Origin of the sequence: Jejuia pallidilutea (assembly GCF_002973595.1) — a bacterium.
Taxonomy (GTDB): domain Bacteria; phylum Bacteroidota; class Bacteroidia; order Flavobacteriales; family Flavobacteriaceae; genus Jejuia; species Jejuia pallidilutea.
In genome coordinates this window covers 1-26,446 of record NZ_PVEO01000015.1, presented here as the reverse complement: position 1 = coordinate 26,446, position 26,446 = coordinate 1, and the positions used below count along the sequence as shown (strand labels likewise).

The window sequence follows — 26,446 nt, the reverse complement described above, 5'->3', positions numbered from 1 at the left end:
CTGCGACTGACACTGTCAACTAAAATATGCCAATACTAGAATCTACCTATAAACCACCATTTTTATTTAAAAACGGATTTGTTGCTACCGTGTATTCAGGTTTGGCAAGACGCGTTACATTAGAGCAAGAACGAGAACGCATTACTTTAAAAGACGGAGATTTTTTAGATTTAGACTGGAGCTATTCAAAAGAAAAAAGTAATAAACTCATTATTTTGCTACATGGTTTAGAAGGTCATGGCCAACGCCCTTACGTAACGGGTGCAGCCAAATTATTTAATGCAAATGGGGTAGATGCCGTTTGTATGAATTTTAGAGGCTGCAGCGGAGAGGAAAACTTAAAATACTATAGTTATCATTCCGGAGCAACAGGAGATTTAATTGAGGTTATACAACATGCCATTACTAATAAAAACTACACTGATATTTATTTAAAGGGCATTAGCCTTGGTGCTAATATTATATTAAAATATTTAGGTGAAGGTAATGTAATACCAAACGAAGTTAAAGCAGCTGTGGCGGTTTCTGTGCCATGTAATTTATCTGGAGCAGCTAAAGAGTTGCATGCATTAAAAAATAAACTCTATCATGATAGGTTTTTAAAACCTTTAGTAAAGCGCCTTGAAGAAAAACAGCGCCGATTTCCTGGATATTTAAAAGAAGCTGATGTAAAATCCATAAAAACATTGTACGATTTTGATAATGTTTACACATCAAAAGCCCATGGATTTAAAGATGCGGAAGACTATTATGATAAATGCGCCAGTCTTCAATTCCTTCCAAATATAAAAACCCCATCTTTAATTATAAATGCGCTAAACGATTCGTTTTTATCTCCAGAATGTTACCCAGTAAAAGAAGCAAAAAACAACGCCAATCTTTATTTAGAAATGCCAAATTTTGGCGGACACTCTGGTTTTGTGCATAAAAAAAATGTGTACTATAACGAAAGGCGGGCTTTAGAATTTGTTTTGGGAGAATAAGTTTTTTAAGCTATAAAGAAGGTGTGTTTCTTAAAAAAAATCTGCTTAGTTAAGCGCTTTTATGTTTAAGCTAATATTTACTATATTTAAAATATGGGTAAATCACCAACAGAGAAAGCGTTAACACCTGAAGGTTTTAAAACTTTAAAGACTAAGACACCGCCAACAAATACCGCAGGTTTTGCAGGAATAAAAGCCGCAAGTTCGCATGCCTTTAAATATATTAAACCCAGTAACATTTTAAAGATATCAAAAAAATTAAATCAAAAAGGAGGGTTTGATTGCCCGGGTTGTGCATGGCCAGATCCAGATGATGAGCGTTCTTCTTTAGGCGAATATTGTGAAAACGGATTAAAAGCAATGGCTGAAGAAATGCAGAATACCTTAATTGATCGCGATTTTTTCAAAAAAAATTCTGTTGATGCTCTATCGGATTTATCAGATTTTGAAATTGGTAAATCTGGACGTTTATCAGAACCTATGTATTTACCCAAAGGCGCAACACATTACCAGCCTATTACATGGGCCGAAGCTTTTAAAAAAGTTGGTGCGCATTTAAACGCATTAGATAACCCAGACCAAGCAGTGTTTTATACCTCAGGAAGAACTACTAACGAGGCAGCCTTTTTATACCAATTATTTGTTAGGGAATTTGGCACTTCTAATTTACCAGATTGCTCTAACATGTGCCACGAAGCGAGTGGAAGCGCATTATCAGAAACCTTAGGCATTGGCAAGGGGTCTGTAACTTTAGATGATTTATATAAAGCGGAACTGGTAATGATTGTTGGGCAAAATCCAGCAACAAATCATCCACGAATGTTGTCTGCTTTGGAAAAGACAAAGCAAAATGGTGGAAAAATAATAGCTATTAACCCTTTGCCAGAAGCAGGATTAATGAAATTTACCAATCCGCAAAACCCCATAAAAATGTTAACTGGCGGTACAAAATTATCAGATGTATTTGTACCAATAACAATTAATGGAGACGTGGCATTTTTTAAAGCTTTGTTGTTAAAGTTAATTGAAAAAGAAGAAACTATTGGAAACGTTTTTGATAAAGCTTTTATAAATACCCATACCTCTGGGATTGAGGCTTTTATTTCAGATGTAAAAACCTATGATTTTAAGGCATGTTTGCAAGCATCAGGGGTTTCAGAAGCAATTTTTAATGATGTATTCAATTTAATACTCAATAACAATAAAATTATTATTTGTTGGGCAATGGGCTTAACACAGCATGAGAATGCGGTTGATAATATTCGCGAATTAGTAAACTTATTGTTGTTAAAGGGCAGTATTGGGAAAGAAGGCGCTGGTACTTGCCCTGTACGCGGACATTCTAACGTGCAAGGCGATAGAACCGTAGGTATTTGGGAATCTGCACCACAAGCTTTTTTAGATAAAATTGAAGCTAAATATGGTTTTAAACCATCGCCTAAACATGGTTATAGTGTTATAGAAGCCATAAAAGCCATGTACGAACAAAAAGCCAAAGTATTTTTTGGTTTGGGTGGTAATTTTATTTCGGCAGTTCCAGATACAGCTTATGCTGCACAAGCATTAGCTAATTGCAATTTAACGGTTCACGTAAGCACTAAGTTAAACCGTTCGCATTTGGTTACAGGAAAAGAAGCATTGATTTTGCCTTGTTTGGGAAGAGCAGAAAAAGATTATCAAAAAACAGGAGTACAAATACAAAGCGTAGAAAACTCCATGGGGGTTGTGCATACCACCAAAGGAGTATTAGAACCATGTTCAGATGCCTTATTGAGTGAAGTTGCTGTAGTATGTGGTATTGCAGATGCAACGTTAAAAAACCGCTCTAAAGTAAATTGGTTAGCCTATAAAGATAATTACGAATTGGTAAGAGATGATATTGCTGAGGTTGTTAATGGATTTGAAGATTACAACACCAAATTAAAGCACCCATCTGGGTTTTATTTGCCTAATGGAGCTAGGGAACGACAATTTAAAACCAAAACCGGAAAAGCTAATTTTAGTATTAATAAATTGCCAAATTGGAAATTAAAAGATGAGGAATTGATTATGATGACCATTCGTAGTCATGACCAATTTAATACTACTATTTATGGTTTAAACGATCGTTACAGAGGTGTGTTTAACGAACGCCGCGTTATATTTATGAATAGAGCCGATATGAAAACTCGCAATTTAAAAGAGCAACAGATTGTAAATTTAAAATCTGAGTACAATGGCGTTATACGAGAAGCCAATAATTTTAAGGTTGTTGGTTATGATATTCCTAAAAACTGTTGTGCTACCTATTTTCCAGAAACCAATGTATTAGTGCCTTTAGATAGTTTTGCTCATACAGCAAAAACGCCAGCATCAAAAAGTGTAAGAATAACTGTAGAAGCTTCATTGTATAAATAAAAAAACTGGCTAAAAGCAGCATTTTTTATTGCCTTTAGCCAGCTTAATTAAACTTTAGCTACTAATTATTATTAGTTAAATATTACGTCTTCAGTAGGTTTAATTACACTGTTAACTACATGTATTACACCATTTTTTGCTTCAATATCACTTTTAATAATTTTTCCGCTACCTATATAAGTAATTCCAAAAGGTTCGTCAACAGAAACAGTAATTTCTTCGTCGCCCTGTGTATCGATTACTTGTGAATCTTCAAAATTAAGTTTCATCACTTTATTGGGTAAAAAATGGTATGTTACAAAACGTACCAAATCTGCTCGATTTTTAGGATTTGTTAAATGTAAAAAGTCATCAACAGACATTTCTTTAAAGGCTTCATTAGTAGGGATTAGCAATGTATGGTCGTCTGTCATTAACATAGAAGGCGCCAAACCAGATAAGAACACCAAATTTGTAAATGTAGATAGGTTTCTATCCATTTGTGCCAATTCTAATGTTGTGTAATTTTGTGGCGCTTCAATGTTGTTTAATACTTCGTTACTGCTCCATTGAGCTGATAGTTGAAAAGCAAAAAGTAACATTGCTGTTAATAGTATGCTTTTAATTTTCATAATTTTTAAATTTTTAAAGTTAATATTTGTTTCTATTTGAAAATAAGTTAGTTATGTTGTTTTTTTTGACAGTATTAATGATTTTTTTAACGCATTTCCTAAGTTTAAGACTGTTTTTTTACTCATGTAGCTATTTTGCTTTACAAGCTATATTAAAGTTTAAATCGCTAAAAAGGGAATATGTTTTCTTTTAGATTGTGATAGTAATGCGAACTAAAAAATCTCTAATAATCTCTTTAGTATTGAAACTTGAAATGTGTATATTGCTTTCTATAATAAGAATGATATAAGCATGAAACCAACGCGATTTGAAACTGCCATAGCCTTAATAGATAAAGTAAATTCTGAAGATGTTAATACTTACCAAGTTGCTGGTATGGCGTACCCAAAAGAGCTATTGTATTCGCAACGAATGACTAGAAAGTTATTACAGTTTGAGCCCAATGCCTCAAAAGCATTACAAATTGCAGCGAGAGCACAACATATTTGTAGATGGCGAATTCCTAGGGATGAATATCCTATGGATAGGGTAGGATATTTAAAATGGCGAGAAACCTTAAAAAAAATGCATGCAGACTTAACTACCGAAATTTTAAAACAAGTGGATTATGATGCTGAATATATTGATAGGATAAGAAATATTATCCTTAAAAAAAGGATAAAGAAAAATGAAGAATCACAAACCATAGAAGATACCATTTGTTTGGTGTTTTTAGATTACTATTTTGAGGAATTTGCAGAAAAACATCCTGATGAAAAAGTGATAGATATTTTACAAAAAACATGGAAAAAAATGTCTGAAAGAGGTAGGAACGAGGCTTTAAAATTAAGTTTCTCAGAACGAAGTACAAAACTAATCCATTCGGCACTTTCTTAATTTTAATAGCACCAATATGACAAGAAAATTAATAAGTTCGGGGTCTACTTTTGAAAGGGAAATAGGCTACTCTAGAGCTGTTGTTCAAGACAATTGGATATTTATTTCGGGAACTACAGGATATAATTATGGGAACATGACGATTAGTGATGACATAGTTGAGCAAACCGAACAATGTATACTAAATATCAAAACAACTTTAGAAAAGGCAAATGCTACTTTGTTAGATATTGTTAGGATAACCTATATTTTGCCTGATGCGAACGAATTTAAAACGTGTTGGCCAGTTTTAAAACGCTATTTTGGAGATATTAAACCCGCAGCTACCATGTTTTCAGCTGGTTTGGCTGATGATAAAATGAAAATTGAAATTCAGGTAACTGCCCTAAAACATTAAAATATATGGAATATGCTACGCGATTTTTTGGTGCGATACAATCTGGAGATAAAAACCAGATAGAACATTTATTAAAGTTACATCCAGAATTAGTTAGCACAAAAGATGCTAGAGGTTTTACTCCACTAATTTTTGCCGCTTATTTTGATAAAATTGATATAGTAGAAACGCTTTTAAGCCATAAAGCACCTGTTAATGCTACAGATGCTTCTGGAAACACAGCGCTTATAGGCGTTGCATTTAAAGGGAATATACACTTAGCACAATTGTTGCTTAAATATGGAGCAACTATTAATGCGCAAAATAATTTAGGCTATACGCCTTTAATTTTTGCCGCAATGTACGGACAAACAAAAATGGTAGAATTACTCTTAAGCCACAATGCAGATACTGCCATTAAAGATAATAAAGGAAAGTTAGCTTTAGAGTATGCAAAGAATAAAGGATTTACTGATGTTGTTGATTTATTAAAGTGATATTTTTATTTTGTTTAATAGGTTTTTAGGCTATGGTTAGCAAAAGGTTTAATTCTGAATAGTTTTACTTTACTCGTTTAGCTTGTGTTGTAAAGGATAAGCCTTGTTGCCCCATAGTAGAGGTCATTACTGCCTCAAACAAAGGCTCGGGACAATCTTTAGGTATTTTCCATTCAATAATAAAATTAGAACCAGTTCCTCCAGAAACATCAATTTCATCAATTATTATTTCTGTTGTTTCCATAGGAGCCAAAAAAATTGGAGTATTAAAATATGTTCTAACCGATTTTCCGTGGGTATCATAATATTCTGCTCTTAACAGGTAAATTGTATCTAGTTCACTAGTATTTCTCATACTTACCATGGAAGTTAGATTGTGAGTTCTGTGTTCTGTTATACTATAAATTTGAGAGTAAACAGATAGATAGGATTTTCCAAATTCAAGAGAGTCTTTTGGTGATAGCTTTACAGCGCGTTTAGACCAATTTTCTGGATTTATAGAGCTAATTTCTTTTTCTTTGTTACAACTTAAAAAAAATATGGTTGTAATAATGACTAAATACTTTATTTTCATTTTAATTAAATGTGTATAGTAACTTTTCAGTATAATGAGTTGTAATAATTTTTAGTTGTGCTGTGGTAAACGAATGTAACTGAAATTTTAAACAATATCAAGCAGTTACAATAAAAAAACCATCCCTAAACAGAGATGGTTTTATGAAACAAATTTTCCTTTTTCAATTATGTATCTATAGATCCCATAACGCGTCCCATAAAACTATTTAGAGCGTCTTTTTTTGGTGTACCATCTTTGGTCATTTTATGCACTTCAATAGCGCCATACATGTTAGAGATCAATTCTCCAATTACATCTAATTCTTCATCTTTTAAAGATGGCACTTCGGTTAAGGCTTCTAGGGTTTCAATAGTTTCAACAACAAAATCCTCGTCGTTGTCTTCTATAAAATTAGTGAGATGCTTAATTACTGGTAACTTCATTTACTAAATCTTTTAAAACATCAAACTTATTGGTTTGTACTTGGTTTACAAAACTACCATTTTTAAAAGTAGCAAAAGTTGGTAGATTGTCTACCGTTGCCAGCTTTCTAGACTCAGGGAATTTTTCGGCATCGGCAATTACAAAAGTTACGTCTTCTAACTCAGAGGCTAATTTTTTTACCTTTGGTTTCATAATACGGCAATTGCCACACCATGTAGCTGAGTATTGTACTACTACGGTATCGTTTTCTGCTACTAAGCTTTGTAAATTGTCTTGATCTAATTCTTTTAACATAAGTAATTGTTTTAAAGTTTAAAAAAATAGGTTCCAAATCCTAAGACATAACTCTTGGGATTTAGAGCCTAAAATTTGGGATTTTAGTTGGCGTGTGTTGCTAAATACTGTGCTACACCATCTCTATTTGCGTTCATAGCGTCTTTACCTTCTTCCCAGTTTGCAGGACAAACTTCTCCTTTTTCCTGCACATGTGTTAAGGCGTCTACCAAACGTAAGTACTCACCAACATTTCTGCCTAAAGGCATGTTATTGATGCTTTCGTGTTGTACAATGCCGTCTTCATCTATAATGTATGTAGCTCTGTAAGTAACATTATCGCCTTCTACAGTTACAATACCAGTCTCTTCATTAAAGGTTTCGTTTGTAATGTCTAAAATACCTAAAGTAGAAGCTAAATTTCGGTTAGAATCTGCTAATATTGGGTATGTTACACCTTCTATACCACCATTATCTTTAGCTGTATTTAACCATGCAAAGTGTACCTCAGGCGTATCACAAGATGCACCAATAACAATGGTGTTGCGTTTTTCAAATTCGGCTAATGCTGCTTGAAATGCGTGTAATTCTGTTGGGCACACAAAAGTAAAATCTTTTGGATACCAAAACAGTACTACTTTTTTCTTGTTGTTTACTGCTTCTTCTAAAACGTTTAATTTAAAAGTATCGCCCATTTCGTTCATTGCGTCTACGTTTAAATCTGGAAATTTTTTCCCTACAAATGCCATATAATTGTGTTTTAAAGTTTAAATATTATTTTAATTTCAATGCAAAACTAACATATCATTACGGCTGTATATATAGATTGTAATTATTAAATTTTATTTAAGAATAGTATTTCTGTATCGCTCTAAAAAGTGGTGCTTGTTTTTAAGAATTGAGCAAAAATTAACTACTAAAATTATGAAACTTATAAATTGAACGAAAAAGTGTTGGGGTATTCTTATTTGGAATTTGAAAGTTGTTTTATTTTAATGCGTAAGGCAGCAAAAATTAGGGTTGTAAACGGGCTCATCCAATTAAAAATGGCATAAAAGAAATACTCGCCAACACCAACTCCTAAAACTCCAGACTGGTAGGCGCCACAAGTATTCCAGGGAATAAGGACTGACGTTACTGTACCAGAATCTTCGAGTGTTCTACTAAGATTTTCTGGAGCAAGACCTTTATCTTCAAAAGCTTTTTTAAACATTTTCCCAGGAATTACTATGGCTAGATATTGATCGGAAGCTATGGCATTTAAGCCTAAACAACTTATTACAGTACTTGCAAATAACCCAAAAACAGAGGTGGCTACAGAAAGTAAGGCTTCGGTGATTCTAGATAGTGCGCCAATGCCATCCATAATACCTCCAAATATCATAGCACAAACAATAAGAAAGATTGTCCACAGCATACCTTCCATACCACCAGATGAAAATAATTCATTTAGTTTTTCATTATTAGTAGAAATCTGCGTGTCTGTAAAAATAGAAGTAATAACTGTTGATAGTTTAGAATTACCTAAGTTGTTCAATACTTCAGTTTGAAATATAAATGCAAAAATAGCTGCAATAATAACGCCTGTAGCTAATGCAACTAACGGTTTGGTTTTCATTAAAATTAGTGCAATTACTATTATTGGTACTAAAAACAGCCATGGTGTAATGTTAAAGGTAGCATCAATTGTTTGTAGCAAATTACTAACATCTGCACTTCCGGAGGTGTCGATAGTGGCGCTTATAATAGCAAAAACAACCAGTGTTACTAAAATTGTTGGTACTGTTGTTATGGTCATATATCTAATATGAGTAAATAAATCTGTACCTGCCATTGCTGGTGCTAAATTGGTGGTATCGCTTAGTGGCGACATTTTATCACCAAAATAGGCGCCAGAGATAACAGCACCTGCAATCATGCCTGGGTTAATGCCCAGAGCAGTACCTATGCCTACTAGGGCTATACCAACGGTTGCAGAGGTTGTCCAAGAACTTCCTGTAGCAATAGAAATTATAGCTGAAATAACAACTGAAGCTGGTAAAAAAATAGCAGGACTTAATACCTGTAAGCCATAATAAACCATAGCTGGAATTACTCCGCTAATAAGCCATGTACCTGCGAGTGCACCTACCAAAAATAGAATTAGTATAGGCACAAATACACTTTTTAGGTTTTCCCAAATTTCAGTTAGCATAAGCTGTAAGGAAACCTTATTAAAAAAACCAACAAAGGCAGCTATGGCGCCTCCAATTAATAGTATAAATTGATTAGAATATGTTCCTAAAAGTTCGCCATCTGCAAACACTATATTGTAAAATAAGAGTCCCATTAATAGAATAACAGGAATTAATGCTTCAAAAAAATTAAGTGCTTTATTTTCTACAATATTTTGGTTATTGGCTTTAAAATCGGAGATATTCTTGTCGTCTTTCATCTAGAATTTTTTGATACGTAATGTTACGATTTTATTAATTTCTTTCAAAATGATGTGACTTGTTTGATTATTAGGGTCTTATATGTTAAAGGCCTAATGCCCTTACTATGATTTTTGCACTATCAATTTTATTTGTCTTTGTTGCTCTTTATTTTTTGGTGCATGAAAGTCCGTCTTCTTATAAAAAGCATATTAATTTTAATGACATTAAGAGTGCCAAGGATAATAGCCATACATGTTCGCCAACATCTACAAGTATTGATTTTGACATTGAAGCTTTATTAATGCCAAATGAATTAAACATTACTGTTGTTGAAGAAAAAAAAGTTTAGTTTTTTAACATTTTATCACATAAGCTTACTGTTTTGTTAATCGCGTAACTAAAAAGTTGGTTAACTTAGCTAACTTATATGGATTCTCTAACTCAAATTGTTTTAGGTGCTGCTTGTGGAGAAGCGGTTCTAGGAAAAAAAATTGGAAATAAAGCACTTCTGTTTGGTGCTATTGGTGGTACCATTCCAGACTTAGATGTTTTGGTAGGTAGTTGGATTTATGGTAACGAAATTGATGCAATGCTATTTCATCGAGGGTTTATGCATTCTATTTTTTTTTCTGTTGTGGCCGCTTTTGGTTTTGGTTGGTTGGTTTATAAACTATATAATTCTGGAAAACGACAAAGTACCACAACGCAAAAAGACTGGATAATGCTTTTCTTTTGGTCGTTATTTACGCATCCTATTTTAGATGCATTTACGCCTTATGGAACACAGTTGTTTGCGCCTTTTACTAATTACAGGGTAGCACTTAATAATATTGCAGTGGCAGATCCTGCTTATACGCTGCCATTTTTAATTTGCATGGTTGTTGTAATGTTTTTTAAACGTGTGTCCAAAAAAAGGCGTTTATGGTTAAAACTGGGTATTGGTATTAGTTCTGTTTACTTATTATTTACTCTGGGCAACAAGTTGTATGTAAATTCTATATTTAAAAAATCTTTAATGGCAGCTAATATTAATGCGTTTAGGTATAGTACACAGCCTGCAATTTTTAATAACATTTTGTGGTATGCCATTGCTGAAACAGAAACAGCATATTATGTGGCCGATTACTCATTGTTCGATACACAAAAAAGGTTTTTAAATTTTAGGGAAATACCCAAAATGAGAGATCTACAACCTTCGGAGTATAGCGATATTAAGGCTTTAGCATGGTTTAGTAATGGTTACTATAGTGTTTATGCTATAAACGATAATGAATACAGGTATAACGATTTGCGCTATCCGCTTTTAGATCCAGAAGACCCGGACAGCTCTGTATTTAGTTTATTATTGTATGAAGACGATAACCGATTGAACATGAAGCCTTTCGAGCCCAAGTTCGATCGTTTTGATGCGGTTCTTGTATCTCTTTGGGAACGGATCAAAGGTGTATGATTTTTAAGCTTTTAAAACTCCTATCTCTAACATACATTTTCGCATTACACCGTAAGTACGCTCAATATCCGCATCCAATCCTATTGAAAAACGAATAAGTCCGTCACTTAATCCCATTTGTTTTTGTTCTTCTTCAGGTATTTCAGAAGATGTAGATGTTCCAGGAGCAGAAAATAACGTTTTGTAAAACCCTAAGCTTACTGCTAAATACCCCAAATTTTTATGTTGCATCAGTTCCATAAGCGCATTGGCTTTGTTTAAACTTCCCACATCTATGGTTAGCATACCTCCAAAACCATATTCGGTATTCATCATATTTTTAAATAATTGATGCGACGGATGCGACTTTAAACCAGGGTATACCGTTTTTAGTCCTTCTGCTTCAAATTTTTCAGCTAAAAACATACCATTTTTACTGTGCTGTTGCATTCTAATATGTAATGTTCGTAAATTCTTTAAAATAGAAGAAGCGCGTAAACTATCCATAGTGGCACCAAGCAACATGCAGGCACCATCATTTACATTGCGTAAAGCGTTTATAAATTCTTGAGAACCACAAACAACGCCACCAACCGTATCGCTAGAGCCATTTATAAATTTTGTTAAGCTATGAATTACCACATCTGCTCCTAAAATAGCTGGCGAAATAGACAAAGGAGAAAATGTATTATCTACAACCAGCTTTAAACCATGTTTTTTGGCGATTTTTGCTAAATTTTTAATATCGGCCACTTCTAATAATGGGTTGCTTACCGATTCACAGTAAATAACTTTTGTGTTTTTGGTAATAGCAGCCTCCACAACGTCTAATTTCGTAATATCCACAAAAGAAGTTTCAATATTAAACTTTGGGATAAAATTTTTGAAGAACGCATAAGTGCCGCCATAAATGGTTCTACTAGAAATAATGTGGTCTCCGGCATTACACAATTGCAGCATTACCGAAGTAATGGCACCCATTCCAGATGCAGTAACATTTGCTGTTTCAGTATGTTCCATGGCAGCCAGAGCCGCTCCTAAATACAAATTAGAAGGCGAGGAGTGGCGCGAGTATAAATAACATCCATCTGCATTTCCTTCAAAGGTATCAAACATGGTTTTGGCAGAAAGAAAGGTGTATGTTGAGGAATCTGAAATTGAAGGGTTAACACCTCCAAATTCGCCAAAATATTGTAAATCCTGAATACTATTTGCGGGTTTAAAACTCATAATACAATTGTTTTATAATGATATAAATTTCGTAATATTTAGAATTAAAATCAACTATTATGTGTATATGTAAAAAATAAAACTATATAAATTGTATAATGTAGATTTAAAGTTTGTAATTTGTAAGATGAAAACCCATAGAGCGAATATTTTTCAATTATGATTTTTGATGAAACCGATAAAAAATTATTAGAACGCCTTCAAAACGATAGCAAGCAGACCAATAAAGAATTATCTAATGCCTTAGGGCTTTCTGTAACAGCTGTATACGAACGTATTAAAAAGCTTGAAAAAGAGGGGTATATTGATAGTTATACTGCTGTAATAAATAAAAGGAAAATAGACAGGAATTTTGTGGCATTCTGTCATGTTAAATTATTGCAGCATAGTCAGGATTTTGTAGTTAGTTTTGAAAAGGAAGTAAATGGTTTAAATGAAGTTTTGGAATGTTATCATGTAAGTGGCGATTACGACTACCTTTTAAAAGTAATTGTAAAGGATATGGAAGCATTTAGAGAGTTTATGGTAAAAAAATTAACCACCATAAATCATATAGGAAGTACACATAGTATGTTTGTAATTAATGAAGTTAAACAAACCAATATTATAAGGTTTTGATCTATTCCTCAACATATAAGTTTAAAGAGTCTTTTTTCGGTTTATCCACAGGAGTTAATATATCGTACTTTTTTCTTTAAGCGATATGTTAACTTTTTTAAGTGGTATTTTATTTGCTACAACATATAAAAACTCCAAATCCACACTTTTGGTTGCTGTAAAGCACGTTATTTATGGATGTTGATTATTTACCGTTGGTATGGTAGAAATGCTTGGGTTTCCTATCTAAATAATAAAATAAACCGCCCCTAATTAAATGTTTTTACTATTTTAGACCTAGCTATTATTAACCAATATTATTAATTATGAAAAAATTAGGACCTATTATCTTAGGATTTATTATCGGTGCAGTGTTAACGTATTTGTTCTGCCCTAGGCAAACGGAAGATATGCATACTATTGACACTAAAATTAAAGTGCCAAAGGACACCATTTCAGTAGCAGAGGCTACTAAACTATTTAAAAACTGGAAACAAAACAATGCAACAGAAATAGACTCTACACTTGAAGTTGAAGGTTCTAGAAAGAAAACAACTAATGTTGGTTGGTCTTTAAGTGAGGTTAGAAATTATTTAGATTATGCTGAAGCAACATCAGATTCGTTAGGGTTTAAAATGACAGGTATAAGCGTATATATGGGTAATTATGGTAAAAACGCTAATCCCAAACTTAAAAATAGAAACACCTTGTTTATTGTACCTACTGGCAGTAAAAAACTATCTAAGGCCAGTGCTCTAAATATAACACTTCAAGATGATGGAATTATACCAATAACTCCATTAAACCATGGTGGTGGAGGTACAGGTGAATATCCTTGATTATAAATGAGTAATTTTTTATTAGATAATTATCACCTTATAACATACTCTTTAGAGTTTTTAGCAGCTGTTACAGGTTTGTTTTTTTATATAAAATACAAAAACACAGCTGCTAAATATTTTATTTATTTTCTTTGGTTCATAGCTATTTCAGATACGCTATGTTACTATACGCACTATGTAAAACCAGATAGATTTTTAAGCTTTTTAATTGGAACTAAGTTTGAAAAAAATCATTGGTGGGCTAATTTATATTGGGTAATTGGCGCTATAATGTTTTTCTCTTTTTATTATCGTAAAATTTTAAAAACAGAATTACACAAACGCATGATTAAGGTAGCAAGCTATGGCTTTTTTGCTTTTTCACTTATTTATATAGCCCTTAATTGGGATGCTTTTTTTAATCAATTCTTTTTTGTTTTAGATTTGCTTGGAGCTTTAATAATATTTCTTTGTGCCGTTTTATATTTTATTGAAATTCTGCTCAGTGAAAAAATATTAGTGTTTTATAAATCGCTTAATTTTTACATTAGTGCAGTTATTTTTATTTGGTGGCTAATTATTGCACCGTTAACATTTTATGATGTTTACTATAAATACGAAATAGGTGTTGGAGTTTTTGATAAGGCTTTTGTTGATTTAAGATTTCAAATTTTCTTATTTGCTAATTTATTTATGTATTTAACCTATACCTTTGCTTTAATATGGTGCAAACCGGAGAACGAATTGTAAGTAGCGCTTCAGAACGCTATATGTTGATATATATGATTGCCGTTTTGGTAATTATAACGACGCTCGTCATCATATTTTTTATTGTTTTTCAAAAACGGAAAAACAAGCTACTTCTTGAAAAAATAGAGCAACAACGTGCTTTTGAAAAAGAGATGATTTTGGTACAAACCGAAGCGCAAGAACAAACCTTAAAAAATATTGGATGGGAACTACACGATAACGTTGGCCAATTACTGTCCTTTGCAAGTATGCAACTAAGTATTTTAAAAATGCAGGTAGCAGACGATGTTAAGGATAAGTTTAAAGACACTACTGAAGCGCTGAGCAACGGGTTAAAAGAAGTACGTGCATTATCTAAAACGCTAAATAACGATGTGATTTTAAATATTGGTTTTGAAAAATCTATCACCAATGAACTAGATCGCTTAAGGCGTATGAAATTTACATCTGCTGAACTTAAAACTATTGGTAACAAAGTAGATTTTAAAGACCGAAAGCATGAAATTATTGTATTTAGAATACTTCAGGAGTTTTTATCTAATTCTGTTAAATATTCTGAGGCAAAAAACTTAAATATTACTTTAAATTATCAACCCAATCAAATTATTATATCTGCAAACGATGATGGTAAAGGTTTTGATACGGATACTATTGAGAAGGGTTCTGGACTTATAAACATGAAAAGTAGGGCTGAACTTATTGGTGCAAATCTAGAGTTGAAATCGCAACCCAATAAAGGTGTACTATTACAATTGTTTTATCCTTTAAGTTGATAATTATCCAAGATATTTAAACACTTTTCTTAGTAAATTTAATTTCTTTTTGTAGGGTGCATATCGCATGGGTATATCTAACCAAGTACCACGTTTCATAATAGATTTTTTATGAGAGAATGCATCAAAACCATGCTTACCGTGGTAATTGCCCATACCGCTAGTGCCTATACCGCCAAATGGTAATTTAGGGTTTCCAAAATGTACCAAAACATCGTTTATCACACCACCTCCAAATCTATATTTTTGGATGGTTTTTTCTATAAAGTGTTTGTTTTTAGAGAAGATATAAAACGATAGCGGTTTATCTAAATTCCTAATAATAGTTTCAATATCGGCTTCATCTTCATATGTTAATACAGGAAGTATAGGACCAAAAATCTCTTCTTGCATTAACTTACTATTTAGCTTTGGCGCATCTACAAGGGTAGGACTTATATAGTTCTCAACTTCATCAACATCACCGCCATAAATAATGGTTTCATTGTTTAAAAGCGCTTTAAGTCTTTTAACATTTTTCTTATCTATAATTCTAGGAAAATCATTAGACGTTTTTGGGTGTTTACCATAACGTCTGGTAATTTCTTCAATTATGCTATTTACAAGCTCGTCTTTTATGTTAGGGTTTACAATAAGATAATCTGGTGCAATACAAGTTTGCCCGCCATTAAACAGTTTTCCCCAAACCAAACGGCGTGCCACTAGCTCAATATTATTAGTATGGTCTATTATACATGGCGATTTTCCGCCCAATTCCAATGTAATGGGTGTAAGGTGTTTAGCTGCGGCTTCTGCCACAATTTTACCAACTTTGGTACTTCCTGTAAAAAATATATAATCCCATTTTTGGGCCAATAGTTCGGTGGCGGTTTCTACACCACCTTCAACCGAAACTGCAACAGGTTCTGGAAATACATTTTTAATAATTTGGGTGAGTATATTAGATGTGTTTTGCGTTAATTCACTGGGTTTTAAAACTACTGTGTTGCCAGCTGCAATTGCCATGATAAGCGGTTCTAAAGCTAATAAAAACGGATAATTCCAAGGCGCTATAATTAAAACCGTACCATATGGCTCTTTGTAAATATAATCTTTAGATGGAAAGGTTAACAAGGAAGCCGAAACGCGTTTGGGTTTTGCCCAGTTTTTAATATGTTTAATGGCTAAGTTCAATTCAGAAATTACTAGTGCAAATTCACTAATATAAGATTCGAATTCCGATTTTTTGAAGTCTGTATTTAACGCATCTAAAATTTCTTGTTCTTTCTTTAGAATTTCAGATTTTAAAGCTTTTAATAGCGATAGCCGATACTGAATATCTTTTGTTTTTTGGGATAGGAAAAATGCGTTTTGGGCTAGTACAATATCAGGAATTGATTTCATTCCTTAAAGATAAAAAATTAAAGGCATGCATTCCAAATAACATCTTCTGGTAATGGTGCAATTACCGAGATTTGTTCTTTTTTTACAGGGTGAGTAAACTCAATATGTCTAGCATGAAGATGTATGCTTGCATCTTTATTACTTCTATCGAAACCATATTTTAAATCGCCTTTAATTGGGCAGCCTATGCTGGCCAATTGTGTACGTATTTGGTGGTGCCTGCCCGTTTCTAAGTGAATTTCAAGTAAAATGTAATTGTCTAGTTTTTTTATGGTTTTATAATGAAGAATAGCTTTTTTACTATCCTTAATTTCTTTAGAATGTGTATAGGATTTATTGTTTTTAGGATTTTTTTTAAGCCAATGTATAAGTGTGTCTTCCTGTTTTAAGGGGTGTTGTTTTACAACCGCCCAATAGGTTTTTTTAATAGCTTTTGATAAAAATAATTTATTTAGCCTTGGTAGTACTTTACTGGTTTTAGCAAAAATTACAATGCCGGATGTTGGTCTGTCTAAGCGATGTACAGTGCCTAAATAAACGTTTCCTGGTTTGTTGTATTTGTTTTTAATATACGCTTTTACAACATCGCTTAAGGGTGTGTCTCCTGTTTTATCGCCTTGAACAATATCGCCCGCACGTTTATTCACAATAATGATGTGATTATCTTCGTAAAGTACCTGGAGATTGTTTTTGTTTGAAAGTATTTTTTTTGACACTTTTTTTATTTTACACTAAGATGCACTTAAGCTTTCACAGAGCTTTTAGGTTTAAAAATTAGAAACGGATTTTACTGATTTTCACAAATTTTAAAATGAAATTGAATATTACAATTACTTTTTCACTTTTTGGCACATATTTGTTAGGGCAATAGTACTAATTAATAAGACTCACTCTCATTAGGGAAATCCTGAGTTTTTACATCATCAACATATTGAGAAATGGCATTGCTCATGTCTTCATATAAGTTCAAATATCTACGTAAAAACCTTGGGTTAAATTCGTGGGTCATCCCAATCATATCATGAAGTACCAGTACTTGTCCATCAACATCGGGTCCAGCGCCAATACCAATAATGGGAATGCTAACGCTTTTAGCGACTTGTTTGGCCAATTTTGCTGGAATTTTTTCTAAAACTATGGCAAAACAACCTAGTTTTTCTAGCATTTTAGCATCTTCTAAAAGGCGTTCAGCTTCTTGCTCTTCTTTAGCACGAACTGTATAGGTGCCAAATTTATAAATAGATTGTGGGGTTAAACCTAAGTGTCCCATTACAGGAATACCGGCATTTAAAATACGTTTTATAGACTCTTTTATTTCTTTGCCGCCTTCTAGTTTTACAGCATGGGCGCCACTTTCTTTCATTATTCTAATGGCAGAACGCAATGCTTCTTTAGGATCGCTTTGGTAGCTACCAAAAGGCAAATCTACCACAATAAGCGCGCGGTAAATAGCACGAACTACAGAAGATGCATGATAAATCATTTGGTCTAAAGTAATGGGCAGCGTGGTTTCATGTCCCGCCATAACATTACTAGCAGAATCGCCTACTAAAATAACATCAACACCTGCGCTATCAACAATTTTAGCCATGGTATAATCGTAAGCGGTTAGCATAGATATTTTTTCGCCCGTAGCTTTCATATCAACGAGTGATTTTACGGTAACGCGCTTGTATTCTTTTTTGGCTGTAGACATGTCTTATTTATTTTATTCGCCCGTAAAAATAGTAAATTAAAGGTATTCCTAATTATTTTCTTTATGAAGTTGTTGTAGATACCTTATTTGGATAAAATGAAATGTTGCTGCGAGCTAGTGGGCAATGGTTTGAAGTAGTACCTTTTTTTTGAAGTTTGAAAAATAGACCTGCCTGCTTGCATCTGGTATGCAAGTATGGCGGAAGTCTCTATGCAGGCTTGGGTAGCTTGAGCGATCAAGGGACGGTGCCAAAAAACTACTTCCTTTTTATAATTTTAAAAGATTTTTCCTTACCGTTTTGGTTGGTTTTTAAAATATAAATACCAACAGATAAATTGTGCCCATTAATTGGTAGTGGGTAATTTTGGTTATCTTCTGAAATGGTGATGTTACCGTTAGTAATAGCGCGCCCCATAATATCGTATAGTACAAAATGTAAAGGCTCGTTTTGTGATAAGCTTACTATTCTTAATGCTATGCTATCTATAAAAGGGTTTGGATATACCGATGCGTTATAGCCGTCTTCTTCATTAACTACAAGAAACGGATCTGTTATGGAGATTTTTAATTCGCTTAAGCCATAACAGTCTCCTCCAAAATTTGATGTAGGTGTTATAAGCACATATCTTGCTTTGGTTGCATTAAAATCTGGTCCTTCTACACCTTCATAGGTTGAAGTTCCTGTAGCTTGTTCTATGTTAAATTTACCCAAGTTATCCCAAGTAACTCCATCTAGGGAGTAATCTATAGTGAATTCATTAATTCCATAATTTAACTGTTTTGGCGTATTTGTGTTCCAAAATTTAGTTTCGTTAAGTACGTAATCATATCCTAAATCGTACATAATCCAATGGGTTTCCCCATAAGATGAAATAGGATTTTGCGATGGTTCGCAAGATATCCAACCATCAAACCAATTGGTACTATGCCTATCTGGATAGCATTGTGCTTGTAGCATTTGCAAACCAGAAATTAAAAATACCGTTATGTATATGTTAAAACGTTTCATCATGATATATTCATAAAACCTAATGGAGGTGTACCGCTATTTGTGTCGTAAAAATTGGATAGGTTTGGTAAAATGGTATTTAAATCTGAAGGGGCAACGCCAAACCAGAGTGCCAATTCAGCCATATATAAATCGGCAGCTGTGGTAGGTATTATTACACCACTTCTTAAATCTAAATCACTACCTAGGGCAAGAGTAGGGTAGTTGCCATAAATTTCTCTCCCGTTAACTGCTCCACCCATCATAAAGGCATTTCCGCCCCAAGCATGGTCTGTTCCGTTGCCGTTAGAGGTTAATGTTCTTGAAAAATCTGATACGCTGAAGGTAGTAACGCAATCATTCATATTTAGTTCAAATAACAGGCTATTAAAATAATTTAAAGCGTCATTAACTTCCTTTAAATTGCTACCGTGATTTATTAATAGTTCGTCATGATTATCAAACCCTCCAATTTCTACGAAGAAAATTTGTCTTGAAAAGCCTAGGGTATCTCTAGCACCAATGGTTTTAGCTACCATGTGCAATTGTTCTGCCAAATTGTTTTCTTCTGGAAGTGGCGTAATAAACTCTTGAACACCATCTACAGCTTCTTGAAATGCTAAATTGGCATCATTGGATGCTTTTACGGTGTTTTTGTAAGTGTTTTTATAAATGTCTTGATAGTCTTTTTCCAGCATAGAATTTAACGCCTCGGTTTTTAGTTCGTTAAAAAAACCATTGCCACCATAACCGCTAATGCCAACACTACCAGAGTTTTTAATGGTGTATGGGGTAATTTGGTCTCCACGTTGAAAAATATTTGAACCACGTAGGGAAATATTCATGGAGATAGCGTTGTTGGAATTCATTGATTGTACTAAATCTGCAATTTTTCCGCCCCAACCAATATTTGAGCGTTCCCCAGGATTGCCCGTTTGCCACTGTTGTACTTGGTCTGAATGCGAAAACAAGCCCAAAGGTGTTTTAACTACATTGTTTTTAATATCGCTTTTTGTTGAAGGTTCTATTAATGTTCCTACGTTTGATAGAAACGCTAAATTGCCACTTTCAAACATTTTACGCATATCTGTAAGTTCAGGATGCAATCCAAAAACTCTACCATCAGACGTATTCGGGTTTATTTGTAAAATATCGTTTTTGGGAATTGCTAAATTAGAGCGTGTAGTAGCGTATTCGTTATATTCTGTATTGCCTTTTGGAATTAACATGTTAAATGAATCGTTTCCACCACTTAGCAATAAACAAACTAAAGCTTTATAATCGCCGCCATATGGGATGATTGCTGAATTATCCATGGCAGCTGCCGCCATAGCTTTTAGGTTTATTAAAGACGAAAAAAGGGTAGTATAACCTAATGCAGCACAGGAGTCTCCAATAAATTTTCGTCTAGATATCGTGTTTTTTTTCTTTGTCATAGGTTTTATTTAAGGATGACGTAATCTGGACTAATCATAATAAGATATAATGCCATTTTAACTCTTAAATCTGCTTGGGTTACATCGTCGCCCCAACCTCTCGTTATACCTTCAACAGCTTTTACTATAGTTTGTTTAGTATCGTTTGAAAGTTGCCCACGAGTAAATAGTTTGTCTAGCTGATTTACTAAAACCTCACTGTCTTTTGCGTAGTAAGTTAAGGCTTCAAAATTTAATGTTGTGCCTTCTAGTTCTAATCCCCAAGTTCTTAAAACCTCGTACCAACGCGGATTTGTCCAAGCATCAACCTGATTGAGGTAGTTAATACTTGTAGCTGAATTATGAATTTGAAATTCTGGTGCTACTAGTTTAGCGTTCGCAAATGCACTGTTAGGCACATATTCTGGTAGGAAAAAATTAAATACACTAGGAGCCGATAGCGGTGCTTGACCAGTGTCTCTGTAAAAATGCTGACCGTTATTCCAAAATCTTCCATCGTTATCATCTAAATCTATTTGGCGAACTACATTAAAATAGCGCATCATAGGTTCAATCATTTTACCACTCGTTGGGTTTTCTGCCCAACTACAGCTTCGGGCCTCTTCATCTAATAAAATAGCTTTAATTACAGCTTTCATGTCGCCTCTTACGCCTTTGGTATTATTAAACGCAGCACTAACGCGAGATACATAAGCAGGCGAAGGATTAGATTTTACCAATTGCTGAATTAAGCGTATTGAAATAAAAGGTGCTGTATTTTGGTGGTTAAATAAATGGTTGATGGCAGCATCTACATCTTGCATTCCCGATTGTCCACTAGGTACGGTGTAACCATTTAACAAATACTTAGGTCCTGGTTCATGCCACTCATCATACATCATCATAGGTACATCCTTTCGGGCATGGTAGTGCCCTAATCCAAATTTTGGTGTTTTATTTGAAAAATCCTCTACTTCTGCGGGGCCCAAACCTGTGAAAATTTTTGCAAATTCCTTAATATCGTCATTATTATAGGTTGGTATACGGTTGCCTTGTCCATCTATAACATAGGTGCCATCTTGGTTTAGTTCATACAAACCTATTGTAAACAGTTGCATGATTTCGCGTGCAAAGTTTTCATCGGGATGTATATTTCTATCAGGTATACTTTTTGGGTTGTTATAATGACTTAAATATACGCCCATCATTGGGTGGAGCGTTATGTCTTTTAGAAGGTCTTTAAAATTACCAAAAGCGTTATCTTTTAGTACATCATAATAATCTGCTAAACCAAGCCCGTAACCAGATAAGTTGGAATCTCTAGAAACTACTAAAATTTCACTTAATGCCAGAGCGATTCTTTGGCGCAGTAAATCTTCGTTGTTAATATTGCTTTGCCACCATGCATACATAAAGTATTGCCAATTTGGGGTGTCAAAATCTTCAGCATTGCCACCGTTCGAGATATGTATTTGGCGTGCTTCTGAAAAAATATCTTGAGTTAATTGTTGAAGTGGTGTAGATTCTATACCGAATTGATTATCAATCCAGTCTTCAAAAGGCATTTCTGAAACGTTTTTTATATAATCTAAATTTGTACCAAAAGTGGCTTGTGCTAAAAATCTTGAGGTTTCTAAAAGTCTGCCATCTAAACCATTACCATTTATTGTATTTACGGCATCGGCACTTTCTCTCCAATTTGTTTTTGTTTGTTGGCTGCTAGATGTTACCGTAATACCTTTACTGTGGCCTGCACCTAAATAATCTCTGTAATTCTGAGCAGAAATACCAATTGAGAAACAAACAAGCACAAAAAGTAGATGTTTTTTCATAGTTTTTAGGTTGAACATGTTTAGGAATGTAAGTTTTTTAAGTCTTAATTCGTTCAAATATAAGTAATTAACCGATTAAAGAATTATATTTTCGATGAATTGCATATTTTTGATTCATTTAATCGGAATTTCTAATGTATAATTAAGAATTAAAACGATAAATTAAGTAAGTGATTGTGAATCATAAGATTTGGTATAATACTTAACAGTCTGATAGGTGAACACCAATAGCTAAACCACCTTCCGAGGTTTCTTTGTATTTTGTATTCATGTCTTTTGCGGTTTCCCACATGGTATTCACAACTTTATCCAAAGGTACTTTTACATTTTCGGGAGAGGTATCTAGAGCCAATTCTGCTGCATTTATGGCCTTTATGGCGCCCATAGCATTGCGCTCAATACAAGGTATTTGCACTAAACCACCAATAGGATCGCAAGTTAAACCCAAATGGTGTTCCATGGCAATCTCAGCAGCTACCAGAACTTGCTCTGGCGTACCGCCAAGTAATTCGGTTAGTGCTCCAGCGGCCATTGCAGAAGATACGCCAATTTCTGCTTGACAACCACCCATTGCAGCACTAATTGTAGCACCTTTTTTAAAAATACTGCCTATTTCTCCTGCAACCAGTAAAAAGCGTTTAATATCCTCGAAATTACCATCGTGGTTTTCTATTACCAAATAATACATTAACACGGCGGGAATTACGCCTGCACTTCCGTTTGTTGGTGCTGTAACTACGCGACCTAATGATGCATTAACTTCGTTTACGGCCAAGGCAAAACAACTTACCCATTTAAGGATTTGCCGAAATTTTACTTCTGTATCTCGTATAGCATAAACCCATTCTACAGGACTACTGTAAGGTTTGTTACCTTTTAAATTTTTATGCAAATCGTAAGCACGACGCCTTACGTTTAATCCACCCGGTAAATTTCCTTCAGTGTGGCAACCTATGTAGATGCACTCTAGCATAGTATCCCAAATACGTTGTAGTTGCGCATTAATTTCGGTTTCGGTACGTATCGATTTTTCATTCTCTAAAACTACTTGAGAAATGGGTTTATTAAGTTGTTTACAGTATTGAAGTAATTCTGTGCCCTTATCTATAGGATAGGGGAACGTACATTTTATTTCGTAGTTCTTTTTAGCGTTTTTGCGTTCTTCCTTAACTACAAAGCCACCACCAATAGAGTAAAATTTTGAGGTTAACTTTTTACCGTTAATAACGGCTGTAAAACTCATACCATTGGCATGGAATGGTAAAAATTTTCTATTGAATATAATATCTGTTTTTGGATTGAACTTTAATTGAAATTCACCTCCAAAATTTAACGTATGGTTGTCTTTAATGTTTTTTACAGTGCTTTCTATATCTACGGTAGGAATGGTTTCAGGATCTTTTCCACTCAGTCCTAACATAATGGCATAGTCGGTTGCATGTCCTTTTCCAGTAAGAGACAATGAACCGTAGAGGTTAACAGTGATAGCTTGTACGTTTTGGAACTTTTGCGACGTTTTAAGCTCGCTTATCCACCGTTCGGCAGCACGCCATGGACCAAGTGTATGAGAACTTGAGGGGCCAATGCCAATTTTTAGCATGTCGAAAACAGAGATACATTCCATAGTTACGCAAACGTTATAGTTAGCAAATATAGATTGTTTTTTTGCGCTCGCAAAACCAAAAAGGAGCAAAGTATTTTGAAGGTAAAATAAATAAGTTTGATGACGAGCTTTAGCACACAAACCCGCGCAAGGGATTGCAGCGGCAGCTTTTGGTCCCGCCAATGCGGGAAGCCAAAACTATTAGCGTAAAGCCCGACCCTTGTGGTTGCGCCCAAATACATAGTGATTATAGTTGTATTATTTTATACAACTGTGGTATACTGCAGATTGAGAATATGACAGTATGTCACACTTTTTGCCTTGGCATAATGATTGACTGTCTTTAAACGATTTATAAAACGAACATTCAACACAATAAAAAACATATTATGAGTAAAATTATTGGAATCGATTTAGGAACAACCAACTCTTGCGTTTCGGTAATGGAGGGTAACGATCCTGTTGTAATCCCAAATGCAGAAGGTAAGCGTACCACGCCATCGGTAATTGCATTTGTGGAAGGCGGAGAAATAAAAGTTGGTGATCCTGCAAAACGACAAGCGGTAACAAACCCTACTAAAACGGTTTATTCTATTAAGCGTTTTATGGGGAATAAATATTCTGAATCTAAAAAAGAGGCAGAACGTGTACCTTATAAAGTGGTAAAAGGTGACAATGACACACCAAGAGTAGATATTGATGGTAGATTGTACACGCCACAAGAACTTTCGGCTATGATTCTTCAAAAAATGAAGAAAACTGCCGAAGATTATTTAGGACAAGATGTAAGTAGAGCGGTAATTACAGTACCTGCTTACTTTAACGATTCGCAACGTCAAGCAACTAAAGAAGCTGGTGAAATTGCTGGATTAAAAGTAGAGCGTATCATTAACGAGCCTACAGCAGCAGCATTGGCTTATGGTTTAGATAAAAAAGGTAAAGATCAGAAAATTGTGGTATTCGACTTTGGTGGTGGTACACACGATGTTTCTATTCTTGAATTGGGAGATGGCGTATTTGAAGTATTATCTACAGATGGTGATACACACTTAGGTGGTGATGATGTTGATGAGAAAATCATTAATTGGTTGGCAGATGAGTTTAAGGCAGAAGAGTCTATGGACTTGAGACAAGACCCAATGTCTTTACAGCGTTTAAAAGAGGCTGCTGAAAAGGCTAAAATTGAGTTATCTTCTTCTTCTCAAACAGAAATTAACTTACCTTACATTACAGCAACTGCAAGCGGACCTAAGCACTTAGTACGCACGTTAACACGTTCTAAATTCGAGCAATTAATAGACGATTTAGTAAAACGCACTATTGAGCCATGTGAATCTGCTTTAAAAGCAGCTGGATTAAGTAAGAGTGATATTGATGAAGTAATTCTTGTAGGTGGTTCTACACGTATTCCTGCGGTACAGGCAGCGGTTGAGAAATTCTTTGGTAAAGCCCCAAGTAAAGGTGTAAACCCAGATGAAGTTGTATCTCTAGGTGCTGGTATTCAAGGTGGTGTATTAACTGGTGATGTAAAAGATGTATTGCTTTTAGATGTAACGCCATTATCTCTTGGTATTGAAACTATGGGTAATGTATTTACTAAGTTAATTGAGGCTAATACTACCATTCCTACTAAGAAATCGCAAGTATTCTCAACAGCAGCAGATAATCAGCCTTCTGTGGAGATTCACGTATTGCAAGGTGAAAGAGCAATGGCTGCAGATAATAAGACTATCGGACGTTTCCATTTAGATGGTATTCCACCAGCAAGACGTGGTACACCGCAAATTGAAGTAACGTTTGATATTGACGCCAATGGTATCATTAAGGTATCTGCGGAAGATAAAGCTACTGGAAAGAAACAAGATATAAGAATTGAAGCGTCTTCTGGATTAACAGAGGAGGAAATCCAGAAAATGAAAGCAGATGCTGAAGCGAATGCGGAAGCAGATAAAGCTGCAGCTGAAACAGCTCAGAAATTAAATGAAGCAGATTCAATGATTTTCCAAACGGAAAAGCAATTGGAAGAGTTTGGTGATAAATTATCTGATGATAAGAAGAAGCCAATTGAAGACGCTTTAGAAGAGTTGAAGAAAGCTTATGAATCTAAAGATTTGGCACAAATTGAGCCTGCTTTAGAGAAAATAAACGAAGCTTGGAAAGTAGCGTCTGAAGAAATGTACAAAGCACAAGCCGAAGCGCAACAAGCTGGAGGTAGTGCTCAACCAGGACCTGATGCAAATGCAGGTGGTGGAGACTCCAATGAAGGCAGCGATGTTGAGGACGTAGATTTTGAAGAAGTGAAATAACACTTTAAGTCGGAAGGCCAAAAGTAGAGGTTTTAAAGAGGCTGTCTGAAAAGGCAGCTTTTTTTTTGCGATTGATAGAGTTAGTTTTTAACTTTAAGGATGAGCAAAAAAGTAGTTTTTAAGACCTACCATCAAGACCAGCTAAGTCTATTGCCACCAAGTTATGATGATTTAGTCCCTACTAATCATCCT

The 26,446-nt window shown here is 34.4% G+C and carries 26 protein-coding genes; 12 read left to right on the top strand and 14 right to left on the bottom strand.

Annotation, left to right across the window (positions count from 1 at the left end):
* The first annotated feature begins 26 nt into the window (after positions 1 to 26).
* On the top strand, positions 27 to 983 hold the full coding sequence (locus CLV33_RS16480) for a YheT family hydrolase (RefSeq protein ID WP_105474797.1): 957 nt from the start codon (positions 27 to 29) through the stop codon (positions 981 to 983).
* 93 nt (positions 984 to 1,076) lie between these two features.
* Entirely contained in the window at positions 1,077 to 3,380 is a 2,304-nt protein-coding gene (locus CLV33_RS16475; protein ID WP_105474796.1) for an FdhF/YdeP family oxidoreductase, read from the top strand.
* A 71-nt stretch (positions 3,381 to 3,451) separates the two neighbouring features.
* On the opposite strand, the gene CLV33_RS16470 is transcribed toward CLV33_RS16475, so the two are convergent.
* On the bottom strand, positions 3,452 to 3,991 hold the full coding sequence (locus CLV33_RS16470; RefSeq protein ID WP_042244606.1) for a fasciclin domain-containing protein: 540 nt from the start codon (positions 3,989 to 3,991) through the stop codon (positions 3,452 to 3,454).
* Between the two features lie 292 nt (positions 3,992 to 4,283).
* Here CLV33_RS16470 and CLV33_RS16465 point away from each other — a divergent pair, with 292 nt between their 5' ends.
* The 3 genes from CLV33_RS16465 to CLV33_RS16455 are packed head-to-tail and all read left to right on the top strand — an operon-like array spanning position 4,284 to position 5,741.
* Positions 4,284 to 4,868 (top strand): DUF4202 domain-containing protein, encoded by a 585-nt coding sequence (locus CLV33_RS16465; RefSeq protein ID WP_105474820.1) that lies wholly within the window; start codon positions 4,284 to 4,286, stop codon positions 4,866 to 4,868.
* A gap of 16 nt (positions 4,869 to 4,884) precedes the next feature.
* Positions 4,885 to 5,265, top strand: coding sequence for a RidA family protein (locus CLV33_RS16460; RefSeq protein WP_105474795.1), 381 nt, complete (start codon positions 4,885 to 4,887; stop codon positions 5,263 to 5,265).
* Positions 5,266 to 5,270: 5 nt separating this feature from the next.
* Positions 5,271 to 5,741: an ankyrin repeat domain-containing protein gene (locus CLV33_RS16455; RefSeq protein WP_105474794.1), complete on the top strand. Its 471-nt coding sequence runs from the start codon at positions 5,271 to 5,273 to the stop codon at positions 5,739 to 5,741.
* 64 nt (positions 5,742 to 5,805) lie between these two features.
* Here CLV33_RS16455 and CLV33_RS16450 read toward each other — a convergent pair whose 3' ends face one another.
* The 5 genes from CLV33_RS16450 to nhaC all read right to left on the bottom strand — a co-directional run bounded on the left by CLV33_RS16450 (position 5,806) and on the right by nhaC (position 9,448).
* Positions 5,806 to 6,315 (bottom strand): DUF3124 domain-containing protein, encoded by a 510-nt coding sequence (locus tag CLV33_RS16450; RefSeq protein WP_105474793.1) that lies wholly within the window; start codon positions 6,313 to 6,315, stop codon positions 5,806 to 5,808.
* A gap of 167 nt (positions 6,316 to 6,482) precedes the next feature.
* Entirely contained in the window at positions 6,483 to 6,740 is a 258-nt protein-coding gene (locus CLV33_RS16445) for a DUF6952 family protein (RefSeq protein ID WP_042244611.1), read from the bottom strand.
* Positions 6,721 to 7,035 (bottom strand): thioredoxin family protein, encoded by a 315-nt coding sequence (locus tag CLV33_RS16440; RefSeq protein WP_042244613.1) that lies wholly within the window; start codon positions 7,033 to 7,035, stop codon positions 6,721 to 6,723. The genes CLV33_RS16445 and CLV33_RS16440 overlap by 20 nt, the downstream gene beginning before the upstream one ends.
* Before the next feature lie 83 nt (positions 7,036 to 7,118).
* Positions 7,119 to 7,763: a peroxiredoxin gene (locus CLV33_RS16435; RefSeq protein ID WP_042244615.1), complete on the bottom strand. Its 645-nt coding sequence runs from the start codon at positions 7,761 to 7,763 to the stop codon at positions 7,119 to 7,121.
* Between the two features lie 215 nt (positions 7,764 to 7,978).
* A complete protein-coding gene (nhaC, locus tag CLV33_RS16430) occupies positions 7,979 to 9,448 on the bottom strand; it encodes a Na+/H+ antiporter NhaC (RefSeq protein WP_105474792.1) in 1,470 nt (489 codons plus the stop codon).
* A 107-nt stretch (positions 9,449 to 9,555) separates the two neighbouring features.
* Between nhaC and CLV33_RS16425 the strand changes: the two genes are divergently transcribed.
* Positions 9,556 to 9,780 carry a hypothetical protein gene (locus CLV33_RS16425; protein ID WP_105474791.1) on the top strand — a complete coding sequence of 75 codons (225 nt, stop codon included), beginning with the start codon at positions 9,556 to 9,558 and terminating at the stop codon, positions 9,778 to 9,780.
* Between the two features lie 78 nt (positions 9,781 to 9,858).
* A complete protein-coding gene (locus CLV33_RS16420; RefSeq protein ID WP_105474790.1) occupies positions 9,859 to 10,881 on the top strand; it encodes a metal-dependent hydrolase in 1,023 nt (340 codons plus the stop codon).
* A 3-nt stretch (positions 10,882 to 10,884) separates the two neighbouring features.
* On the opposite strand, the gene CLV33_RS16415 is transcribed toward CLV33_RS16420, so the two are convergent.
* Entirely contained in the window at positions 10,885 to 12,090 is a 1,206-nt protein-coding gene (locus CLV33_RS16415) for an aminotransferase class I/II-fold pyridoxal phosphate-dependent enzyme (protein ID WP_105474789.1), read from the bottom strand.
* 159 nt (positions 12,091 to 12,249) lie between these two features.
* On the opposite strand from CLV33_RS16415, the gene CLV33_RS16410 reads away from it, so the two are divergent.
* The 4 genes from CLV33_RS16410 to CLV33_RS16395 all read left to right on the top strand — a co-directional run bounded on the left by CLV33_RS16410 (position 12,250) and on the right by CLV33_RS16395 (position 15,031).
* Positions 12,250 to 12,708: an Lrp/AsnC family transcriptional regulator gene (locus CLV33_RS16410; RefSeq protein ID WP_105474788.1), complete on the top strand. Its 459-nt coding sequence runs from the start codon at positions 12,250 to 12,252 to the stop codon at positions 12,706 to 12,708.
* 305 nt (positions 12,709 to 13,013) lie between these two features.
* The gene (locus tag CLV33_RS16405; RefSeq protein ID WP_052415137.1) at positions 13,014 to 13,526 is read left to right on the top strand and encodes a hypothetical protein; all 513 of its coding nucleotides are present in this window, start codon (positions 13,014 to 13,016) and stop codon (positions 13,524 to 13,526) included.
* 6 nt (positions 13,527 to 13,532) lie between these two features.
* Positions 13,533 to 14,258, top strand: a complete 726-nt coding sequence (locus CLV33_RS16400; RefSeq protein ID WP_105474787.1) for a hypothetical protein — start codon at positions 13,533 to 13,535, stop codon at positions 14,256 to 14,258.
* A complete protein-coding gene (locus CLV33_RS16395; RefSeq protein WP_105474786.1) occupies positions 14,231 to 15,031 on the top strand; it encodes a sensor histidine kinase in 801 nt (266 codons plus the stop codon). The genes CLV33_RS16400 and CLV33_RS16395 overlap by 28 nt, the downstream gene beginning before the upstream one ends.
* A gap of 3 nt (positions 15,032 to 15,034) precedes the next feature.
* Here CLV33_RS16395 and CLV33_RS16390 read toward each other — a convergent pair whose 3' ends face one another.
* The 7 genes from CLV33_RS16390 to CLV33_RS16360 all read right to left on the bottom strand — a co-directional run bounded on the left by CLV33_RS16390 (position 15,035) and on the right by CLV33_RS16360 (position 23,969).
* Positions 15,035 to 16,414, bottom strand: coding sequence for an aldehyde dehydrogenase (locus CLV33_RS16390; RefSeq protein WP_105474785.1), 1,380 nt, complete (start codon positions 16,412 to 16,414; stop codon positions 15,035 to 15,037).
* A gap of 17 nt (positions 16,415 to 16,431) precedes the next feature.
* Positions 16,432 to 17,130 carry an RluA family pseudouridine synthase gene (locus tag CLV33_RS16385; protein WP_394340409.1) on the bottom strand — a complete coding sequence of 233 codons (699 nt, stop codon included), beginning with the start codon at positions 17,128 to 17,130 and terminating at the stop codon, positions 16,432 to 16,434.
* 161 nt (positions 17,131 to 17,291) lie between these two features.
* Complete coding sequence (gene panB / locus CLV33_RS16380; RefSeq protein ID WP_042244630.1) at positions 17,292 to 18,110, bottom strand: 3-methyl-2-oxobutanoate hydroxymethyltransferase; 819 nt, start codon at positions 18,108 to 18,110, stop codon at positions 17,292 to 17,294.
* A gap of 256 nt (positions 18,111 to 18,366) precedes the next feature.
* Positions 18,367 to 19,122, bottom strand: a complete 756-nt coding sequence (locus CLV33_RS16375) for a T9SS type A sorting domain-containing protein (RefSeq protein WP_105474783.1) — start codon at positions 19,120 to 19,122, stop codon at positions 18,367 to 18,369.
* The gene (locus CLV33_RS16370) at positions 19,119 to 20,534 is read right to left on the bottom strand and encodes a DUF1501 domain-containing protein (RefSeq protein ID WP_105474782.1); all 1,416 of its coding nucleotides are present in this window, start codon (positions 20,532 to 20,534) and stop codon (positions 19,119 to 19,121) included. The genes CLV33_RS16375 and CLV33_RS16370 overlap by 4 nt, the downstream gene beginning before the upstream one ends.
* A gap of 5 nt (positions 20,535 to 20,539) precedes the next feature.
* Positions 20,540 to 22,345, bottom strand: a complete 1,806-nt coding sequence (locus tag CLV33_RS16365; RefSeq protein WP_170064034.1) for a DUF1800 domain-containing protein — start codon at positions 22,343 to 22,345, stop codon at positions 20,540 to 20,542.
* A gap of 202 nt (positions 22,346 to 22,547) precedes the next feature.
* Positions 22,548 to 23,969, bottom strand: coding sequence for an L-serine ammonia-lyase (locus tag CLV33_RS16360; RefSeq protein ID WP_105474819.1), 1,422 nt, complete (start codon positions 23,967 to 23,969; stop codon positions 22,548 to 22,550).
* A 344-nt stretch (positions 23,970 to 24,313) separates the two neighbouring features.
* On the opposite strand from CLV33_RS16360, the gene dnaK reads away from it, so the two are divergent.
* On the top strand, positions 24,314 to 26,254 hold the full coding sequence (gene dnaK, locus CLV33_RS16355; protein WP_262497093.1) for a molecular chaperone DnaK: 1,941 nt from the start codon (positions 24,314 to 24,316) through the stop codon (positions 26,252 to 26,254).
* Positions 26,255 to 26,446: the final 192 nt, after the last annotated feature.

Coding starts and splice junctions, on each gene's coding strand:
- CLV33_RS16480 (WP_105474797.1), top strand. CDS start 27: ATGCCAATACTAGAATCTACCTATAAACCACCATTTTTATTTAAAAAC.
- CLV33_RS16475 (WP_105474796.1), top strand. CDS start 1,077: ATGGGTAAATCACCAACAGAGAAAGCGTTAACACCTGAAGGTTTTAAA.
- CLV33_RS16470 (WP_042244606.1), bottom strand. CDS start 3,991: ATGAAAATTAAAAGCATACTATTAACAGCAATGTTACTTTTTGCTTTT.
- CLV33_RS16465 (WP_105474820.1), top strand. CDS start 4,284: ATGAAACCAACGCGATTTGAAACTGCCATAGCCTTAATAGATAAAGTA.
- CLV33_RS16460 (WP_105474795.1), top strand. CDS start 4,885: ATGACAAGAAAATTAATAAGTTCGGGGTCTACTTTTGAAAGGGAAATA.
- CLV33_RS16455 (WP_105474794.1), top strand. CDS start 5,271: ATGGAATATGCTACGCGATTTTTTGGTGCGATACAATCTGGAGATAAA.
- CLV33_RS16450 (WP_105474793.1), bottom strand. CDS start 6,315: ATGAAAATAAAGTATTTAGTCATTATTACAACCATATTTTTTTTAAGT.
- CLV33_RS16445 (WP_042244611.1), bottom strand. CDS start 6,740: ATGAAGTTACCAGTAATTAAGCATCTCACTAATTTTATAGAAGACAAC.
- CLV33_RS16440 (WP_042244613.1), bottom strand. CDS start 7,035: ATGTTAAAAGAATTAGATCAAGACAATTTACAAAGCTTAGTAGCAGAA.
- CLV33_RS16435 (WP_042244615.1), bottom strand. CDS start 7,763: ATGGCATTTGTAGGGAAAAAATTTCCAGATTTAAACGTAGACGCAATG.
- nhaC (WP_105474792.1), bottom strand. CDS start 9,448: ATGAAAGACGACAAGAATATCTCCGATTTTAAAGCCAATAACCAAAAT.
- CLV33_RS16425 (WP_105474791.1), top strand. CDS start 9,556: ATGATTTTTGCACTATCAATTTTATTTGTCTTTGTTGCTCTTTATTTT.
- CLV33_RS16420 (WP_105474790.1), top strand. CDS start 9,859: ATGGATTCTCTAACTCAAATTGTTTTAGGTGCTGCTTGTGGAGAAGCG.
- CLV33_RS16415 (WP_105474789.1), bottom strand. CDS start 12,090: ATGAGTTTTAAACCCGCAAATAGTATTCAGGATTTACAATATTTTGGC.
- CLV33_RS16410 (WP_105474788.1), top strand. CDS start 12,250: ATGATTTTTGATGAAACCGATAAAAAATTATTAGAACGCCTTCAAAAC.
- CLV33_RS16405 (WP_052415137.1), top strand. CDS start 13,014: ATGAAAAAATTAGGACCTATTATCTTAGGATTTATTATCGGTGCAGTG.
- CLV33_RS16400 (WP_105474787.1), top strand. CDS start 13,533: ATGAGTAATTTTTTATTAGATAATTATCACCTTATAACATACTCTTTA.
- CLV33_RS16395 (WP_105474786.1), top strand. CDS start 14,231: ATGGTGCAAACCGGAGAACGAATTGTAAGTAGCGCTTCAGAACGCTAT.
- CLV33_RS16390 (WP_105474785.1), bottom strand. CDS start 16,414: ATGAAATCAATTCCTGATATTGTACTAGCCCAAAACGCATTTTTCCTA.
- panB (WP_042244630.1), bottom strand. CDS start 18,110: ATGTCTACAGCCAAAAAAGAATACAAGCGCGTTACCGTAAAATCACTC.
- CLV33_RS16375 (WP_105474783.1), bottom strand. CDS start 19,122: ATGATGAAACGTTTTAACATATACATAACGGTATTTTTAATTTCTGGT.
- CLV33_RS16370 (WP_105474782.1), bottom strand. CDS start 20,534: ATGACAAAGAAAAAAAACACGATATCTAGACGAAAATTTATTGGAGAC.
- CLV33_RS16365 (WP_170064034.1), bottom strand. CDS start 22,345: ATGAAAAAACATCTACTTTTTGTGCTTGTTTGTTTCTCAATTGGTATT.
- CLV33_RS16360 (WP_105474819.1), bottom strand. CDS start 23,969: ATGGAATGTATCTCTGTTTTCGACATGCTAAAAATTGGCATTGGCCCC.